At 64.4% G+C, this 17,736-nt stretch carries 13 protein-coding genes and 1 pseudogene; 11 read left to right on the top strand and 3 right to left on the bottom strand.

The window, feature by feature from the left end; all coding sequences use genetic code 11:
• Window positions 1-186: 186 nt before the first annotated feature.
• A complete protein-coding gene (locus ACWEV3_RS12420; RefSeq protein WP_452613924.1) occupies window positions 187-3,288 on the top strand; it encodes an MMPL/RND family transporter in 3,102 nt (1,033 codons plus the stop codon).
• A 39-nt stretch (window positions 3,289-3,327) separates the two neighbouring features.
• On the opposite strand, the gene ACWEV3_RS12415 is transcribed toward ACWEV3_RS12420, so the two are convergent.
• The 3 genes from ACWEV3_RS12415 to ACWEV3_RS12405 all read right to left on the bottom strand — a co-directional run bounded on the left by ACWEV3_RS12415 (window position 3,328) and on the right by ACWEV3_RS12405 (window position 5,477).
• Window positions 3,328-4,020, bottom strand: a complete 693-nt coding sequence (locus ACWEV3_RS12415; RefSeq protein WP_452613948.1) for a TetR/AcrR family transcriptional regulator — start codon at window positions 4,018-4,020, stop codon at window positions 3,328-3,330.
• 101 nt (window positions 4,021-4,121) lie between these two features.
• Window positions 4,122-4,361 (bottom strand): hypothetical protein, encoded by a 240-nt coding sequence (locus tag ACWEV3_RS12410; protein WP_452613923.1) that lies wholly within the window; start codon window positions 4,359-4,361, stop codon window positions 4,122-4,124.
• Window positions 4,362-4,496: 135 nt separating this feature from the next.
• Window positions 4,497-5,477: a LuxR C-terminal-related transcriptional regulator gene (locus ACWEV3_RS12405; RefSeq protein ID WP_452613922.1), complete on the bottom strand. Its 981-nt coding sequence runs from the start codon at window positions 5,475-5,477 to the stop codon at window positions 4,497-4,499.
• 657 nt (window positions 5,478-6,134) lie between these two features.
• Between ACWEV3_RS12405 and ACWEV3_RS12400 the strand changes: the two genes are divergently transcribed.
• From ACWEV3_RS12400 to ACWEV3_RS12355, 10 genes and pseudogenes are all read left to right on the top strand, one after another.
• Window positions 6,135-6,797 (top strand): LmbU family transcriptional regulator, encoded by a 663-nt coding sequence (locus tag ACWEV3_RS12400; protein ID WP_452613921.1) that lies wholly within the window; start codon window positions 6,135-6,137, stop codon window positions 6,795-6,797.
• Window positions 6,798-7,189: 392 nt separating this feature from the next.
• The gene (locus tag ACWEV3_RS12395; RefSeq protein ID WP_452613920.1) at window positions 7,190-7,768 is read left to right on the top strand and encodes a TetR/AcrR family transcriptional regulator; all 579 of its coding nucleotides are present in this window, start codon (window positions 7,190-7,192) and stop codon (window positions 7,766-7,768) included.
• Between the two features lie 264 nt (window positions 7,769-8,032).
• Window positions 8,033-9,331, top strand: coding sequence for a helix-turn-helix domain-containing protein (locus tag ACWEV3_RS12390; protein WP_452613919.1), 1,299 nt, complete (start codon window positions 8,033-8,035; stop codon window positions 9,329-9,331).
• A gap of 311 nt (window positions 9,332-9,642) precedes the next feature.
• Window positions 9,643-10,155 (top strand): annotated as a pseudogene (locus ACWEV3_RS12385) (IS982 family transposase); the annotation flags it as partial.
• Between the two features lie 41 nt (window positions 10,156-10,196).
• A complete protein-coding gene (locus tag ACWEV3_RS12380; RefSeq protein WP_452613918.1) occupies window positions 10,197-11,276 on the top strand; it encodes a fatty acid desaturase in 1,080 nt (359 codons plus the stop codon).
• Between the two features lie 26 nt (window positions 11,277-11,302).
• Window positions 11,303-11,482: a rubredoxin gene (locus tag ACWEV3_RS12375; RefSeq protein WP_358606777.1), complete on the top strand. Its 180-nt coding sequence runs from the start codon at window positions 11,303-11,305 to the stop codon at window positions 11,480-11,482.
• Between the two features lie 247 nt (window positions 11,483-11,729).
• On the top strand, window positions 11,730-13,043 hold the full coding sequence (locus ACWEV3_RS12370) for an NAD(P)/FAD-dependent oxidoreductase (protein ID WP_452613947.1): 1,314 nt from the start codon (window positions 11,730-11,732) through the stop codon (window positions 13,041-13,043).
• 74 nt (window positions 13,044-13,117) lie between these two features.
• On the top strand, window positions 13,118-13,378 hold the full coding sequence (locus tag ACWEV3_RS12365; protein WP_358606772.1) for an acyl carrier protein: 261 nt from the start codon (window positions 13,118-13,120) through the stop codon (window positions 13,376-13,378).
• Window positions 13,379-13,418: 40 nt separating this feature from the next.
• Window positions 13,419-14,258, top strand: coding sequence for a thioesterase domain-containing protein (locus ACWEV3_RS12360; RefSeq protein ID WP_452613917.1), 840 nt, complete (start codon window positions 13,419-13,421; stop codon window positions 14,256-14,258).
• 36 nt (window positions 14,259-14,294) lie between these two features.
• Window positions 14,295-17,736: beta-ketoacyl synthase N-terminal-like domain-containing protein (locus ACWEV3_RS12355; protein WP_452613916.1), on the top strand; the 3,442-nt coding region annotated here is incomplete at its 3' end.

Here is a 17,736-nt window from a genome sequence, read left to right as displayed (position 1 = left end):
CCCAGAACTCGTGGGTTCCGGCGTGCTTGACACGAAGCATAACAGTGTTCTATAACGGCCCCTGGAAACGGCTGCCCGCGATTCCTGGGGCTGCCACGGCTTTTCGTTCCGGCGGCATCATGGGAGGGGTCGCATGACGGCGGTGCAGGTCGGATGAGGCGGGCCAGCGAAGCTTTGCTTGAGCGCTTGGCCAGCGGAGTCGTGCGCCGGCGCGGAGCCGTCATCCTGCTCTGGCTGCTGATCGCGGGAGCCATGAACCTCGCGGTCCCCCAACTGGAGCAAGTGATCGGACGAAGCACCAGTCCGATGGTTCCGGACGATGCGGTGAGCGTGCGTGCACTGCACGAGATGGATAAGCGGTTCGGCGGAGCCGGCGCCAACAGCATGGTGATCGTCGTCCTGGCCGACGAGAACGGGTTCTCCGCCGTCGACCAGCAGTACTACGAGCGCCTCGTCGACCGCCTGCGCAACCAGCGGGCGGAAGTCGCCTTCGTGCAGGACGTGGTTTCGCAGCCGGGGTTGAAGGAAGCGCTGGCCAGCCGCGATGGCAAGGCCAGGTACATCCCCCTCGGTCTCTGGGGGCACAACGGATCGCCCGAAACAACCGCGCAGATCCAAACTCTTCGCGCGGTCGCGCAGGAGCAGCGGCCGCCCGGCCTGCAAGTCCACATCACGGGGCCGATGGCCACCGTCGCCGACATGCAGGCCGAGATGGAGCACAGCATGCTCGGCATCACGATCGTCACCGTCGCGCTGATCACGGGCATCCTGCTGCTGATCTACCGCTCGGTGATCACCGCGATGGTAGCGCTGACCACGGTCGGCATCTCGCTGGCGACCGCTCGTGCGGTGGTGGCGTTCTTCGGGCTCGACGTCTTCAGCGTGTCCACGTTCACCGCGTCCTTCCTCACCGTGGTGGTGTTCGGTGCCTGTACTGACTACAGCGTCTTCCTGATCAGCAGGTTCCACGAGTACCTGCGGTCCGGCTACGACGCCGAGGACGCCGTCGCCGCGGCCCTGAAGCGCGTGGCGACCGTGGTCCTCGCTTCCGCGGCGACAGTGATAGTCGCGTGCTCCGGCATGGCGCTGGCCGAGGTGAGCTTCTTCTACGCCACCGGTCCGGCGATCGCCATCGGAATTGCGGTCACGCTTTTGGCCGCGCTCACCCTCTGCCCGGCTGTGCTGGCCGTGGTCGCGAAGCGCGGTTACGCCAGACCTCGGCGAAAGAGCGAAACACATCGATGGAATGTCATCGGGAAGCACGTCACGCTTCGTCCGGCCCGGGTTCTCGTCGCGGGGCTGGTGATCCTCGGCGCGCTGGCCGCTTTCTACCCGGGTATCCGGCCAAGCTACGACACGCACTCGGTGCAACCCGCGTCCACGGACAGCAACCTGGGCAATGCGCTGATGGCGAAGCACTTCCCACCCAACGAGGTCTACCCGGAGTACGTCCTCATCGACTCCGACCGCGACATGCGCAACCCGCGCGATCTCGCGGCGCTGGAGATGGCTTCCTCGGACGTTTCCAAGATCGACGAGATCGCCATGGTCCGGGGGGTGACCCGGCCATTGGGCTCGACGATCACCGAGGCCTCGATCGGGCAGCAGGCCGGCCAGGTCGGCGATGCGCTCAACGACGGGGTGCAGCAGCTCAATGACAGCATCGGAACCCTCGCCCAGGGCACCGCCAGGCTGGCGGAGGGAAGCGGCAGGCTTTCCGACGGCGTGACGCGCGCCATCGACGGCGCCGACCAGCTCCTGAACGGTTTGACTTCGACGCGAACCGGGCTCGGTGCTGGTGTTGACGGCGCGGACCAGGCGCAGGATGCCGCGCAACAGCTCGCCGACGGGGCAAAGGCATTGGCCACCGGCTTGGACTTGGCCCGCGACCAGACGAAGATGGCGGTGGACGGTCTCGGCGTCGCCGCGGACGCGCTCCGGAACGATCCGGTGTGCGGTCTCGATCCGGTTTGCGACCAAGCGCGCCAGGGCATCGACGAAATTCTCGCTGGCCAGCGTGATCAGCTTCTGCCGGGGTTGACCGAAGCCGCTTCGGCCGCGCATGTGATAGCCGACGGCAACGGTGATCTCGCCGCAGGAGTCGGCGACCTCCGAAATGGCCTGGCGGCGGCTAAAGCAGGTACCGAACGCCTGGCAGTGGGGCAGCGCGTGCTGAAGGAGAACCTCGGACAGCTTTCCGCGGGAGCCAACGAGGTCTCCCAGGCGGCCCGCGCCATCAGCGAAGGCGTCGCGGCGTCTCCCGACGGGCAGGTGCGGTTGAGCGACGGTACGACCGTGGCGCCGCAGTCCGTCGCGGAGCTGCAGGCCGGTCTGACCCGCGCCGCCGATTTCCTGCGCACGATCGGTTCCCAGGCCGGCGATCCGTCGATCGGCGGTTTCTACCTGCCGGCGGAGGCGTTGCAGGACCCGCGGATGGCGCTCGCAAGCGGCATGTTCCTGTCCCAGGACGGCCGGACCGCCCGCCTGTTCGTGATGCACAAGACCGAGCCGCAGGGCGAGGCGGCGATGCGGAGTTCCGCCGAGATCGTGCCCACGACGCAGCAAGCGCTCCGCGGTACCTCGCTGGACGGCAGCCGGGTGACCCTGACCGGTATGGGAGCGAACAACAACGACCTCGACGAGTTGATCACGAATGACTTCGCCGCGTTCGCCCTCTTCGCCGTGCTGGCCGTGCTGCTGATCCTGATGGTGCTGCTGCGCAGCATCATCGCGCCGATCTACCTGCTGGCATCGGTGATCCTGTCCTACGCCGCCGCGATGGGGATCGCCGTGCTCGTTTGGCAGCACGCACTGGGCATCGACCTGAGCTGGAGCGTCGCCCCTGTCGCCTTCGTGATCCTGGTTGCGGTCGGCGCCGACTACAACCTGTTCTTGATATCGCGCATTCGGGAAGAGCTCATCCGCGAGCCCCGAGGCGGGATCGCGCGGGCGATGATATCGACCGGACCCGTCATCACCTCCGCGGGCGTGATCTTCGCGGTGAGCATGTTAGCGATGCTGTCCGGCAGCGTCACCATCCTCGCGCAGGTCGGCTTCACGATCGGGATCGGGCTGCTGATAGACACCTTCCTGGTCCGCACCCTGCTCGTACCGGCTGCGATCCAGCTGCTGGGTAGGTGGAACTGGTGGCCGTCGCGAGTCGTCGGTGGATCGGCCGTCCACATCGGTCGCTCACCTGACCGGGTACCGAGCAACGGCAGCGTTTCCGGAACCGCCGCACCGCCGGGGCACGGTGGCGAACCCAGTGACGTGACCGCGGAGCGTTGACCCCCTCGAACGGCTGCGCCGTGCTCGATCGCAGCGGGATCAAGGTCGGGGATCGAGGCTGAACGCGGCCGACGCCTCGATGCGTTCGGGCGTGTCTCCCAGCCCGATCAGCAGGTTCCTGCCGAGCAGGAGGAGGATCTGCTCGGTGCTGTCGGTGAGGTGGTCGAAGTGGCCGGCGAGTTCGAGGGTGACGTATCCGTGCAGCAAGCTCCAGAGCTGAGCGGCGATCGTGGCGGGGTCGTCCTCGCGGATGCGGGACGCCAGCATCGCGCGCTCAGAGGCGTCGACGAGATGGCGATAGGCGTTCGCCGCCTCCGCCTCGAATACCCCGTCGGCGTTCTGGTCGCCGACTTGGTGCGGGCTCGGGTCGGGGCGGTGGCCTCCGGGAGCGGACAGGCCGAACATCAAGTCGTACAAGTGGGGGTTCTCGCGGGCGACGTCGCGGTAGGTGAGTGCGAGCCGGCAGATATCCGCCACCGGGTCGTCGGTGACCGGAACGGCGCCAAGCCGGGCGTCGAGTCGCCGGAAGCCGACGAGGGCGACTTCGCTCAGCAGCTGGGGCATTCCGCCGAAGTGGTAGTAGACGGCCATGGTCGACGTCCCGATCTCACGTGCCAGGCGCCGAGCCTGAATCGCCGACGGGTCCTCTTCGGACAGTAGCCGGATCACGGCTTCGACGAGGTGCGTCCGCGCCTCGAAGGCCTTCCTTGACTTGCTCATGGACTTGCCCACCGCCTGCAAGAGGTCAATACACTAACCACTCGTAACACTGTTATGTTAGGATGCTGCGAGGCGCGTGCAAAGAGCAGCGGGATCTCGTCTCGACCCTCTTCCTACCCGTTCGGAAGGTGGAATGTGCCAGTGGGGATCAACGACTCCGGTCGACCAATCTGCAAGAGCAGCGGCTCGCCGCACAGCACGGGTTCGCTCTCTTCCCTCATCAGCGTGGGAAGCATCGCGTCGATCGCCTCCGTGGGCAGCATCGCCAGCCTCGGCAGCGTCGGGTCGATCGGGTCGATCGGTTCGGTGGGCTCGATCGCCAGCGTCGGCAAGGTCGGCGCGATCTTCAACATCCCCGTGTCAGCGAAACTCTGCGAAGCGTTGCTATCCCGTCTGTGCAGTCGCGATGACCGCCCTGGGCAATGACGCACGGCGCGCCTTCGTCGCCGGTGCTGCGTGTGCGCGGCTACACCCGTTTCCGCTTCCGACTACGTGCGGTCCGCGCCGAGCAACCCGGAGGTGGCGATGAAGTAGCCGAGCTGAGCGCGGCTGTGGCTCCCCAGTTCTGCGGAGATCTTGCTGATGTACCCGGCAACCGACCGCCGGCTCTTCCCCAGCCGGCGAGCGATCGTCTCGTCAGTGTGCCCTGCGACCAACAGGCGCAAGATCGCCTGTTGCGTCTCGTCGACGATCCTCTGATCCTTCATGTTGTCCTTGGCGTTCACAGGCGCTGCTTGTTCCCAGGCCCTTTCGAAGCTCTTGAGCAGGAAGTCCACTATGGCCGGGTGCCTGATCTCCAGCGCGGAGGTCGCCCGATCCTCGGTGCCTGGGATGAAGGCCACCTGGCGGTCGCAGATGATCATCCGTTCGCTGATCTCGTCGAGCGTTCGGACCTGGCCGTTGGCCTTGATGATCTCCTCGACATAGCTGCGCGTCGGTGCGTGGAAACGGGCCGAATGCTGGTACAGGGTGCGTTGCTGGACCCCGCGGCGCAGCATGGCGAGGTCGCGGCGCAAGGCGTCCCGGAGCAATTCGGGATCGCGACCACCGCCCGGCTGGACGGTGATCAGCTCCTGCGCGCAGGAGCTGACCGCGTGCTCCAGGGCCGAACGGATCAGGGACGGGCCCGAGAGCTCCGTGACCCATATTTGCTGCGCACGTTTGGCTTCCGTGTAAGCGGCCTGTACGGGATCGAAGATTTTGGCCAGCCAGTTGACCATGGATCTGTTCTTCGCTATCGCTTCCTCCAAGGGATGGGCAAGCTGAGCGAACGCGAGGTCGACGGCGACCGGTACGAGTTTGTGCGGATCCGAGGGTGACTCTTCGAGGAGGCCTAATCGCCACAAGCACTTCGGCGCGTCGTCGGCTGGGACCGAGCCGGTGATCACAGCGTGTTGGTACAGGCTCAGCCCGTCCTCGCAAAGCTTCTTCGTCTTATCCTTGAGAAGCTCGTCGCAACCGCTGTGCATGCTCTCGTCTACCTCCCGGGGCGGGCTCGGCCGACGCCGGGCGCGCCTCCCGATGCCAGTGGGCCAGACCTACGAGACGGAGCGTAGTCGTTCCAACGGCCCACGTGCTCCAAGATCGTTGTTCCGTTGACCCAAGCGTTATTGATCTTGCCGCCGAGCGGTTGCGGAGCTCACGCGAGCGCGCGTTAATTCAGAACCGCGACGTCTAGCAAATTCCGGTGCCCTGCGTGCTCGGCGTAAGCAGGTGTGATCGACCGCTTGCGGAGGTAGCTGCCGCTGCTCAGAACGGCGGCATCCCCAGGTGCCGGTGCCGGTTCGCCGCAGCGGTGCACTGTTGCAGCTTTGTGCATGTGTCAATGATGCACGGCGGAGGAGTTGAAGTCATAGCCTCGAGGTGAAAAAACTTCGTGATGCGGCCGCATGGAAGTTCGATTCGAGAAATAGGGAGTGGCATGGCTGTTGAAGATGGCCAGAAGTTTCGCTGTTGCTGTGGGCGTTCTGTTGGATCAGGTCGTGATTCGGCGTGGGGAAAGCTGATTTCTGGAGGATTTGCGAACTAAGACCTTTCGCTGTTACCATTTCCCTTTTGTTCTGCAATGTCCGAAACTAGCAGAGAAGGCCTTCTGTCTGAGCGATTAGCGTGATCAAAGGGAGAGCATGGGTACCGAGAAGACGATCGACGGTGACGCGGTCACCGGTATCGGTGATGGGCGGCGACGATTACAGCGGAACGGGGCGCAGGACGACAGCAGCGTGTTTCTCACGAGTGTTGGTCTCCGCTTCCCGAGAAGACTGGACTTCGCAGACTGGGAACGCGCCGGTCGGCGGCTGACGCGGATCGTGGATTCGTCGGCATGGTGCCTGGGGGACTGGGCCGTGTACGGCAAGGAGTACTATCCGGATCGTTACGCGCGTGCGGTCGAAGCCACCGGGTTGGATTACGGCACCTTGCGCAATTACGCGTCGGTTGCACGTCGGGTTCCGTTGTCACGCCGGCGTGACGCGCTGAGCTTTCAGCACCATGCGGAGGTTGCGGCACTGCCCGCCGATGAGCAGGAAGCGTGGCTCGAAAAGGCGGAGAAGAAGGGGTGGTCCAGGAACCAGTTGCGACATCAACTCCGGCTGAGCCGCAGTCGGCAGCCCGACCCGGAGAAGCCCGAAGCGTCCCTGCGGCGGCTGAGCTTTGACGCGGAACTGGTCGATCGGTGGCGCGTGGCCGCCGAGCGCTCGGGCGTTGCGTTCGAGGAGTGGATGATCTCGATTCTCGACTCCGCGGCCACCGAGGCTCTTTATGCTGAACAAGCAAAGAAGGCCGGCTAGGGATGCAACCCTGCTGATGAGTTTGGTTTCCGGTGCTGGACTCTGTCGGGGACAGCCAGTTTGGGATTATTGCCTTGGTGGTTGATCGTTTTGGATGTCACAGGGACCGAAGAGTCTGAAGGTCTCCCGCAGCTCATCGCGAGATGCCTTTCCGATGGTCAGCAAGCCTGGCGCAAGTTGGTGTTCTCGGAATTCCGACGGGCTCGATCAGTCCAACAGGGCCCGCATCTTGGCGCGGCTGCGCAGCCTCATGATGGCGGAAGTTCTGCTGTCGTAGCCGTTGACAAACGAGATGTACAGATTTTGGCGAACGTCGCATGCTGATTGTCTGTCACATGCACGGAGTATGTCGGGATGTATAACTCATGTCAAGTTCTAAACGCCGTCGCGAGATGTATTCGGAAGAAACCAGAGCGGCGCTGCTCGAAGCGGCAACCGCTCTCTTCGCCGAGCGCGGGTACGCCGGAACCTCTCTGGAGACCGTGGCGTCGAAGAGCCAAGTGACCCGTGGCGCTGTGTACCACCACTTCAACAACAAGCAGGCGTTGCTCGAAGCCGTGCTGGGCGAGCAGGAGTCCCAAGCGGTCGAGAAGATCATGGCCTCCGCCATGGCCACCGCGGATCCCTGGGAAGCGGCGATGAACGCGGTTGAAGCGTTCCTCGACAGGTGCTGCGACCCGGACTACGGGCGGTTGGTGTGGTTGGAGGGCCCGATAGCGCTCGGGTGGGATCGCTTCCGCGAGTGCGAGGAAAGGTACTTCCTCGGTTTGGTCGAGCAGTTCGTCCGGGCGTTGGTGGACGCCGGCTACGTGGAATCGACCGGGCTGGAAAGCACTCTGCGGTTCATCTTCTGGATCCTCGGCGGGGCGGGGCTAACACTGGCCGAGACGGCAGAGGAGGACAGGCCCCGGGTCCGGAACGAGTGGGCGGCGCTCATCCGGCGGTCGCTCGGCAGCCTTCTGGTGAAATGACCTGCGGCGTCCTGATTCCGGCCCGCTGACCGGTCTATTTCGGGTTGCGCGGAAGGTTCTGTAGGGCAACGGGATGTCGTCGCGGGTCGGCCCGAACGGCCGGAAGAGCTCGGAGTCCAGCGCGCCGGCGGTGACGACCATGTTGGTGAGGTCGAGAATCGCCGGCTCGGTACCCAAGTGGCGGGTGGTGGCGGACAAGTGACGTGTCCTTGAAACTGCACCGAGCGCGGAAGCGTTGCGGCGACCAATGTTCGGGGGACCGGCATGAATGATCGGAACGTCGGCTTAGGTGGACTGTTGCGGAAGTACCGGTTGAATACCGGTGTGACGCAGCGGCAGCTGGCCGAGCTCAGCACTTTGAGCGAGCGTGCTATTCGCGACTTGGAGAGTGGTCGTGCCCGGTTCCCGAGGAGGGATACCGTGCGGCTCCTCGCCGACGCGCTGCGACTCGGCGAGACCGGCCGTGCTGCGCTGGAAGCCGCAGCCCAGCGCCATCCGATCGGTGCTGGCCCCGCGCAGGTGCCCTCGCTCCCGCCAGCCGCTCGCATTGACGCGCTCATCGGCCGCGAATCGGAACGCAAGTCATTGATCGAGTTGCTCAGCGCCGGTAGTCAACGCTGGATTACCCTGGTTGGTCTGGGCGGAGTCGGCAAGACGACGCTTGCTCGTGAGGTGGCCACCGGCATTCACGAAGAGGGCTTCTCCGTGGCGTGGATACCGCCTATTGACGACGATGCCACCACGGAGCCGGATTCAAACGGATCCCTGTTGGGAAAGGCCCTGCTCAGGTCGGACTTTGACCTGGACGGAGTGCTCAGGTCGATCGGGGCGCCCGACACCGTCCTGATAGTGGACGGGCATGACGCTACGCGTTCGCCCGCTCACCGCATTGTCGCGCTGCTGCGTCAGTGCCCGCACCTCCGCGTATTGGTCACGTCACGAGCGCCGTACAACGTGCCCGGCGAGTGCGTATTTCCGCTCGGCCCGCTGGCCCTGCCGACGCCTTCTGAGGAAGCCGATCTGCCCAGACTGGCGCAGGTCCCGTCGGTACGGCTGTTGCTGATGCACCTGCGGAAGATGCGACCCGGTTTCCAACTCCACAACAACGCTACCGTCGTTGCCGCACTTTGCCGTCAGCTCGACGGGCTACCTGCGGCAGTGCAGATCAGCGCTGAGTGGTCGCTCATCCATTCACCCGAGCAGTTGTTGGCACAGCTGACCAACGACCCGTTCAGAGTGATCAGTGCTCCGGAGGCACAGCGCACCGGATTTGACATACACGAGTCAGTTCGAAGTGCATTGGCGACTTTAGAGCCCGGTGTCCACAAGGCAATCATCAAGCTCGCCGACGAGACCAGCGCCTGGTCCGTCGATGACCTCGTGAAAATGATGCGCATCAGCTCTTACGAGGCGGCGCGGGTAGCCCACAGTCTTCTGGTGCTTGGTTTGATCCGCCATTCGGAAGCCGATGACTCACGCTTCACGTTGCTGAACCTGGTTCGACAGGTCCAGTTGGAAATTGGTGGAAGTTTCGCCGGCCGCAGCCGGCGGCATATTTCTTGACGCGGAAGATGAGCTCAGCCCGGTCTGCCCGTGGTGCGTATCCTGAATCGTTGCGCGGTGGGGTGTCAACGGCAGTTTCCTCCTTCCGGAAGCCGTTTGTAGCTGCCGGTCTAGCTGCCGGATTGGCGTCCGAGGGTCTGGTTAGCTGTGGCAATGAATTCGAGGACTCGTGGAGTCGGGGTGATCTTCTGGCCTGCATCTGGTGTGGCTTGTCCTCGGGCAAAGCAGCCCGCTAGACGGTTGATTCCGTGAAGGTCATGTGAAGCGCGACCGGTCCGTGGACATGGGAGGAGGGTGTTCAAGATCAATGTGTGTGCAAGGAACTGAACACCCTCCTGGCTGCACTCCATGTACTGATCGACGATCACGTGGTTGTACCCCGCACCGGCCGTGGCCGAGAGCCCAAGCTGCCCGACAGCGAGCTGCTCACGCCGGCAGTGGCCCAGGTCCTGCTGGGGCACCACTCCGAACGCCGGTGGATCCGCCACGTTCACAGCAGCCCGGCCTGGCGGGCAATGTTTCCGCACCTGCCGAAGCAGCCGGGCTACCACGAGCGGCTCAAGGCCGCGCAACCGTTGCTGTGCAAGACAATCTTGGTCCTAGCCGAATGCTGCCCCTCCTGGTCCGGCGGCATGTGGATCGCCGACGCCGCTCCCGTGCCCTGCGGGATGTCGCGAGAAACGGTCAAGCGCTCGGACCTGGCCGGACACGAACCGGCTACGGCTGCTGCGCCGCCCATCCCCGGTTCTACTGGGGTCTCAGGCTGTACCTGGTCTTTTCCGGCGACGGAATGCCGATCAGTGTGGTGCTTGGCCAACCCCAAGCAACTACGGAACAGTCGCTCTCTAATTTGGAGGTGTGAGACATGGCAATCGCAAGTCGGCTACCAGGTGAGCGGCATCTCGGACGTGAAGACGCTGACCAGATCGCGACCATCCGGAAGTCGATCATCGAAATCGGTGACGACTGGCGAGTCAGGCATCCCTGGCTCACCCGGCATCAGGACGGAGTCGGCATGGCGATCTTCGTCGTGTCGATCCTCGGCGTGGTCGCCGACGCGTGGCTCTACATCGCCGGCGTTTTTCCTGGGTGGGCGACCATTCTGATCAGCGCGTTCTGGCTCTCACTGCTACACGAGCTGGAGCACGACTTGATCCACTCGATGTACTTCCGCACAAACCGGATCGTGCACAACACGATGATGTTCGGCGTCTGGTTGCTGCGGCCCAGCACCATCAACCCGTGGGTCCGGCGCCGGTTGCATCTGCACCACCACGCGGTCTCGGGCACGGAATCCGACCTCGAGGAACGCGCCATCACCAACGGTGAGGGCTGGGGAAGTTACCGGCTCGTCACCCTTCTGGATTCGTTTATCGGCATATATACCAAGCCGTTCCGGATGCCCCAACTAGTTCAGGCCTACGTGGAACAGGAGGCCCGGACGCCGGAGGAAGCCCGGTATCTGACGAACATCAACCGGATGTCCTACTTCCCGCTTGGGGCAATGCACTACCTGCTTTGGCACATCTTCATCGGTATCCATGTCTATCAGTGGGTTTTCGGCCCGGCGCAGGTCCCAGGGCAGGAGGTTCTGGGCATCTTGGCCGTGACGATTCTTGCGCCGAACGCGATCCGCAGCTTCTGCATCTACTTCGTGAGTTCGAATCTGCACTATTACGGTGATGTTGAGGCGCACAACGTCCTCCAGCAGACCCAAGTGTGGACGAAGTGGTGGCTCAAGCCCTTCCAGGCGCTGTGTTTCAACTTCGGTGAGACTCACGCCATCCATCACTTCTTGGTCCGCGACCCCTTCTGGATCCGGGAAGCTATCAAGCGCGACTGCCAGAAGGTGCTGCGCGAAAACGGGGTCCGGTTCAACGACTTCGGAACGTTCCGTCGTGCCAATCGCTTCACCCGTGCCGCCTCCGACACGATCGACCCCTGAACGACACGAGCGAAGGGTAACCGAGGATGACCGTCTCCACCCGAGATCTATGGATCTGTCTGCGCTGCGGCATGATCTACGACCCTGCCGAGGGGGACCCGGACGGCGGGATTCCTCCTGGTACCGCCTTCGCTGACATCCCTGACGATTGGGTGTGCCCTGTCTGCGGCGCGAGCAAGCCCGACTTCATTCCGTACGAGGACTGAGCTGCGCCACGTCACCCGGCCGGCCTGGTCGCTGCGAAGGATCGACCGGCGGTCGGGACGTACGGCGGCCGCTAGACCCTTCGTATGCACTCGACCAGGGCGAGTGACCAGTCTGGGGCAGAGGTGACTGACCATAATGGACAACACTTCTCGAGCGGCATCCTGACAGGTTCGAGAGTAGAGCGGATAGCTGCCTCCATGCCGCTCCGTTTCTGTTGAGTCTCTATCCCGTCCTACCCGAAGAGTGATGCGAGGCGGATGTATGCGCACAAGAGTGGCGATCGTGGGTGCCGGAATCACGGGGCTATCGGCGGCCTACAAGCTCCGGTCGGCGTGTGATGTCACCGTGTTCGAGGCTGACTCGCGTGCTGGTGGCCACGCCAACAGCGTAGAAGTGCAGGATCGCGGGAGAACAATCGGTGTGGACACCGCATTCATGGTGTTCAACGAGCCGTACTACCCGCGTGTAACAGAATTTTTCGAGGAGCTCGGCGTGTCCTCGGTGCGCCACGTCGGCGGGTTCTCCTTCTACGACAACGACGCCGGGTGGCAATACACTTCGGAGGATCTGCAGGCGCCGCTCGGGGAGTCCGCGATGGACTCGCATCCGGCGCTCGCGTCGATCAAATTGGAGGCGCAGTGGTTTCACGAGACCGCGCCGAAGCACTTCCTCCGTGGTCAAGCGAACCTGCCTCTCGGCGAGTACCTCGAACGCGAGGGGTACTCCGAGGACTTCAAGTGGGGTTTCGTAGTGCTCATCTGCTCGGCGGCCTGGGCGGTCCCGGCCGAACGGATCTGGGAGATGACCGCTGCCACCGTCATCGCCTTCTACATCGCGCACGGGAGCGGAGGTCTCGGAGGGCAGAAGGTCGACTGGCGCTCCGTCGAGGGCGGGAGCATTCGTTATGTGGAGCGAGCGGTGGCGGCTCTCGAACGCAGCGGCGCGGAGGTCCGGCTGTCCTGCCCGGTGGAGCGCGTCCGCGAGATCGACGGTGAGGTCGAGGTCGTAAGCGCCGCGGGCACGCAGAGATTCGACCGCGTCGTCATGGCCCTCCACGCGGACGATGGGCTGCGCTTGGTCGAAGGGCTCGCCGCGGACCGGGCGGCTGTGCTCGGCAAGGTGCCTTACTCGCAGTCCCGCGTTCTGCTGCACACCGACCCATCGGTCATGCCTGCCGACCGGGCTTCCTGGAGAAGCTGGAACTACGGGCGCCGCGCGGTCGGCGACGACGTGGACGCTTGGGTCGTCTTCTACATGAACGCGCTCCAGTCGCTCGATGCCGACCAGGACTACTTCGTGACCCTCGGTTATCCGGGGGAGATCGACGAGGAGCGCTTGCTCGCATCCTTCGACTACCGGCATCCGGTCATCAACTTCGAAGTCCGATCGTTGCAGGAGGAATTGTGGCAGGCCGCGATGCAAGGTCCGATCACGTTCTGCGGCGGTTATCTGCACTCCCGCAAACTGGGTAAAGACATCATCGGTATGCATGAATCGGCGTTCGATTCCGGACTGGCGGCCGCCGAGGGAATCCTCTCGCGCACGGTAACGCCCGCCTGAGCGAGAGCCCCGCAATCCCTCATCAGGCGTTCGCTGACGCCTGCCCGACGCAGGTCGAATTCGAGGAGGAAATCATGGCCGCCTTCACCGTGTCCGAGATCGAGAACTGGCTGGCGGAGAAGATCGGTTATCGCCTGGGCGTCCCGGCTTCCGAGGTCGACACCGAGCAGTACTTCGACGAGTTCAGCATCGAGTCGAACGAGGCGCTCGTGCTCGCCGGTGAACTCGAGAGCTGGCTCGGCATGGAGCTCGAGACGACGGCGCTCTGGTACCACCCGACGATCTCGCAGCTGGCGCGGTACATCGTCGAGGAGGCCGGCAAGCATGTCGCCTGACCGGACGGCCCGCCGGCTTGGAGGGGGATCGGACGGCGGGATGGAGGTGCTCGCCGCACCGGGCGCAGACGAGGGTGTCGTCGTTGTGACCCATCCCGGTGCGCTGCTCGTCAGGAGTTACGAGGCGCTCGCGGAGGAGCTCGGCGGGATCGGCCTGGGAGTCCTGCAGATCGACAAGATTCCGGAGTACCGGAGATCGATGTTGGGCGGCGAACCGCTGGAGATCACCGTCGCGGAGATCGCCGAACGATTTGTGGCCGAGATTCACGAGTTCGCGGGTGACCGACCGGTGGTGCTGCTCGGTTGGTCGTTCGGCGGCGTCCTCGCCTACGGCACGGCGGAGCGGCTGGCCGCCGACCGTGCCGTCGAGCATCTGTTCCTGCTCGACAGCATCGCGCCGGGCGAGGGTGACCCGGGGAAGAAGTTCGGTGACTCGTTGCCGAGCAGGGAAGGCCTCGACTGGTTCGCGATGTACTTCGGTGCCAAACGCGGTGCACCGCTCGGCTTTGCTTACTCCGACTTCGAGAACATGACGACTACCGAGGGACTTTCCGCAATCCTCGAACGCTGCAAGCAACGCGGAATCATGGAACGGGACACATCCGTAGCGGGCTTGCGCAAGGTTTTCGAAGCATTCGTCGACGGAATACTGCGGAACAAGCAGCTGCACGACGGATTCGACCCGGGACCACCGGCTTTCCCGGTCACGCTCGTCCGCCCACAGCGTGGGCTGTTCGACGACGTCTCGTCCCTCGGATGGGAACCGGTCGTCGGTGATGTCGCTGTCCACTACTGCCCGGGTGACCACTACACGATGTTCAGCAACCCCGAGGCGGCCAAATCGATTGCCGCCTTGGTTGATTCCGCACTGCGCCACTGACAAGCGACGAACGCACCTGACCCGAGGAGTGCACTCGTGGGCGACGTAGAGACTGAGCAGCGAGAAGGACGCCGACTGGCCGATGAGCCGGTGGCGGTCGTCGGAATCGCCTGCTTGTTCCCTCAGGCCAGGAACAAGCAGGAGTTCTGGACGAACGTCGTCCGAGGTCGGGATTGTATGGAGGACGTCCCCGAATCCCATTGGCGCATCGAGGACTACTACGACCCCGACCCGACCGCCGAGGACAAGACCTACTGCCGGCGAGGCGGGTTCGTGCCACAGGTCGACTTCGACCCGATGGAGTTCGGCATCCCCCCGAACATCCTCGGCGTGACCGACATCCTGCAACTGCTGAGTCTTGGCGTAGCCCGGGATGTGCTTGCGGATGCTGGTTGCCCGGACGCGTCGTGGTACGACCCGAGCCGGACGGGCGTGACTCTCGGTGTGACCGGCGCCAACTCGTTGACCCAGCCACTCGCGACTCGTCTCCAGGCACCGGTTCTGCGGGAAGTGGTGCAGAGCTGCGGTCTCTCGGACGCAGCCGCGGACGAGGTCGTCGAGCGCTTCCGCAAAGCCTTCGCTCCGTGGGAGGAGAACTCCTTCCCAGGCATGCTCGGCAACGTCGTGGCTGGACGCATAGCCAATCGGTTCGACCTCGGCGGCACCAACTGCACCTTCGACGCCGCATGCGCGAGCTCGCTCGCTGCGGTTCGCTATGGGGTGGCTGAACTGGTCGACCGTCGGGCCGACATGATGCTCGTCGGCGGCTGTGACGCCGAGAACACGATCCTCATGTACATGTGCTTCTCAAAGACGCCAGCACTGTCGCGGTCGGAGCAGATCCGGCCTTTCGACCGCAACGCCGACGGCACGATGATCGGCGAAGGCATCGGAATGCTCGCTCTGAAGCGCCTTGCCGATGCCGAGCGCGACGGGGACCGCATCTACTCCGTGATCACTGGCATCGGGTCGTCGAGCGACGGGCGTTTCAAGAGCATCTACGCGCCGCGGGAGAGCGGACAAATCCGGGCACTGCGTCGGGCGTACGACGACGCTGGATGCACGCCGGCTGACATCGGTCTCGTCGAGGCGCACGGAACGGGGACACCAGCGGGGGACGAAACTGAGCTGGGTGCGCTGAAGTCCTTGTACGCCGAACACGACTGCCCACCCCACAGCGTCGCGATCGGCAGCGTGAAGTCGCAGATCGGGCACACGAAAGCGGCGGCAGGTGCAGCCGGGCTCATCAAGATGTCCTTGGCCCTCCATCACCAGGTCTTGCCGCCCACCATCAACGTCGAGGCCCCAGCGGCTCCTCTCGCCGATTCGAGGTCGATCTTCTACCCGAACACGTCCGCGCGTCCTTGGCTGCCGCCCAGCCCGGAGAGCCGCCGTCGCGGAGCAGTGTCGTCATTCGGTTTCGGGGGTACCAACTTCCATTGCGTCGTGGAGGAGGCTCCGACGGCTGCGGCTGGTCGTGCCGGGCACAGCGCGTCCGGTGTGGCGTTGTGGCACGCCCCGGACCTCGAGACCCTGGTTGCAGCTGTCACGGACCAGCCGCCGGCTGACGGGGGGCCGGTCCCGGCCGATCACGCCCGCCTGGTGCTCGTCCACGGGGCTGATGACCTGGCCGAGCGGAGGGAACTCGCCTGCGAACTGCTTCGCTCGGCGAATGGCCGCGACGTGCTCGACCACCCGAAGGGCATCCACTACCGTCGCCGAGCCCTTGCGGGTGTTGAGACCCTGGCGGTCGCTTTCGCCGGGCAGGGCAGCCAGCACGTGGACATGGGGCGAGCCGCCTCCCTGGTCGTACCGCACATTTCCGCCGCATTCGCTGAGATCGACGCGATCGACGCGTCTGGTGAACCGGTCGGTCTCGTGACGTACCCCCCACCGGCGAACACCGGGGAAGCACGCGCTGAGCAGGAGCAGATGCTTCGGCGGACTGACTACGCTCAGCCCGCGATCGGCGCACTATCGGCCGGGTACTACGACTTCCTGTGTGAGCTCGGACTGACACCAACTGCGTTTGTCGGCCATAGCTTCGGCGAACTCACTGCGTTGTGGGCTGCCGGGGCACTTAATCGCAAGGACTACTTTCGTGCCGCGCGTGCCCGCGGCGCGGCAATGGCTGCCTGCGGGGCGGACGGCAGCGACCCGGGAACGATGCTGTCGGTCGACGCGGGCAGCGCGACGGTCCGGAGCTTGCTCGAAGGGCACAGCGACGTGAACGTCTGCAACGTCAATTCGCCGGCTCAGACGGTCGTCGGCGGCGGCACCAAGGCGGTCGAGGACTTCGCCCTGAGGTGCAAGGCGGCGGGGCTGAAGACCTATGCGCTGCCGGTAGCGGCAGCCTTTCACACGAGCTATGTCGAGCCCGCGCGGGCCGAGTTCGCGCGCACTCTGAACGGGGTGCAAGTCGGTGCGGCATCGCGTGTCTACTGCAACACCCACGGAGCCAGCTACATCGAGGACGCAGACGCAAACGCCCAAACGCTCGTCCGCCAGATCGTCGAACCGGTGGAGTTCGCTGACCAGATCGCGGCGATGTACGCCGATGGCGTTCGGGTCTTCGTCGAGATCGGTCCGAAGAAGATCCTGGCAAGTTTGGTGTCGGCGAATCTGCCGGAGGAGCACGACGAAGTCCTCGTGGTTTCGACCGACGCCGGGCGCCCGGACACGAGCGACCAAGACCTCATGGGCGCAGTTGCGCAGCTGCTCACGGCGGGGGTACCGCTCGAACGAGTTAACCGGTACCTCCCACCCGTCATGGAGAAGCGCGAGCCCAAGTTCGCGATTCCGCTGCGCGGGGTCAACTACGTTCCCGACGAACGACGGCAGGCCTACGCCAACGCCCTTGCCGCTCCCAGCCCCGCAATTGAGGAGACGTCGGCCGCTACTTCGAACCGGGACCATACCGATGCTGCGGGCAACCCATCGACAGCAATGGCATCGGCGGAGACCGTGCGGCTGGTGGAGGGGGCTAAGCAGATCGCCGAGTCGGTGGAGAAGCAGACCATGGTGCACCAGGAGTTGCTGCAGGTCCAGGAAAAGGTCGCCGAGCGGCTCGCCGAGATCACGCAGCAGGCTAGTGCCGGGGGCATGCTTTCCGCAGACGTGGCTGCGGCCCTCGTCGCGGTGGGCGACCAGGTTGCAGCCATCACGAGAGCCCATGAGAGGGCTGGCGAAGCACAACTGAGGTTCTTGACGGACGCTCAAGGGGGCGAGCCGGTCCTCCCAACGATTCGACCGGATATGCCGGCACTGAGCGCGCCGAGCACGCTCGCGGAGTCGACTGCGGACAAGCAGGCCGCATCGAACGGGTCGACCGGGAAATCGGTGGTGACAGTCCCGCCGGACGGTGCTGCCACGAAACTCGATGCTGCGTTTGTTGTGGAGACGGCGGTGGATGAGGGGGCGGTGGCTTCGGCGGAGTCGGTGTTGTTGGAGGTTGTTGCTGACAAGACTGGTTATCCGG

The sequence above is a fragment of the Saccharopolyspora sp. NPDC003752 genome (genome assembly GCF_053605825.1).
The sequence above is the reverse complement of the archived record's forward strand: the minus strand, read 5'-3'. Positions and strand labels throughout refer to the sequence as shown.

Bases quoted from the DNA above. Each gene is read 5' to 3' on its own strand.
- ACWEV3_RS12410 (WP_452613923.1), bottom strand. From the start codon at position 4,361: ATGTTGAAGATCGCGCCGACCTTGCCGACGCTGGCGATCGAGCCCACC.
- ACWEV3_RS12405 (WP_452613922.1), bottom strand. From the start codon at position 5,477: ATGCACAGCGGTTGCGACGAGCTTCTCAAGGATAAGACGAAGAAGCTT.
- ACWEV3_RS12400 (WP_452613921.1), top strand. From the start codon at position 6,135: ATGGGTACCGAGAAGACGATCGACGGTGACGCGGTCACCGGTATCGGT.
- ACWEV3_RS12395 (WP_452613920.1), top strand. From the start codon at position 7,190: ATGTATTCGGAAGAAACCAGAGCGGCGCTGCTCGAAGCGGCAACCGCT.
- ACWEV3_RS12390 (WP_452613919.1), top strand. From the start codon at position 8,033: ATGAATGATCGGAACGTCGGCTTAGGTGGACTGTTGCGGAAGTACCGG.
- ACWEV3_RS12380 (WP_452613918.1), top strand. From the start codon at position 10,197: ATGGCAATCGCAAGTCGGCTACCAGGTGAGCGGCATCTCGGACGTGAA.
- ACWEV3_RS12375 (WP_358606777.1), top strand. From the start codon at position 11,303: ATGACCGTCTCCACCCGAGATCTATGGATCTGTCTGCGCTGCGGCATG.
- ACWEV3_RS12370 (WP_452613947.1), top strand. From the start codon at position 11,730: ATGCGAGGCGGATGTATGCGCACAAGAGTGGCGATCGTGGGTGCCGGA.
- ACWEV3_RS12365 (WP_358606772.1), top strand. From the start codon at position 13,118: ATGGCCGCCTTCACCGTGTCCGAGATCGAGAACTGGCTGGCGGAGAAG.
- ACWEV3_RS12360 (WP_452613917.1), top strand. From the start codon at position 13,419: ATGGAGGTGCTCGCCGCACCGGGCGCAGACGAGGGTGTCGTCGTTGTG.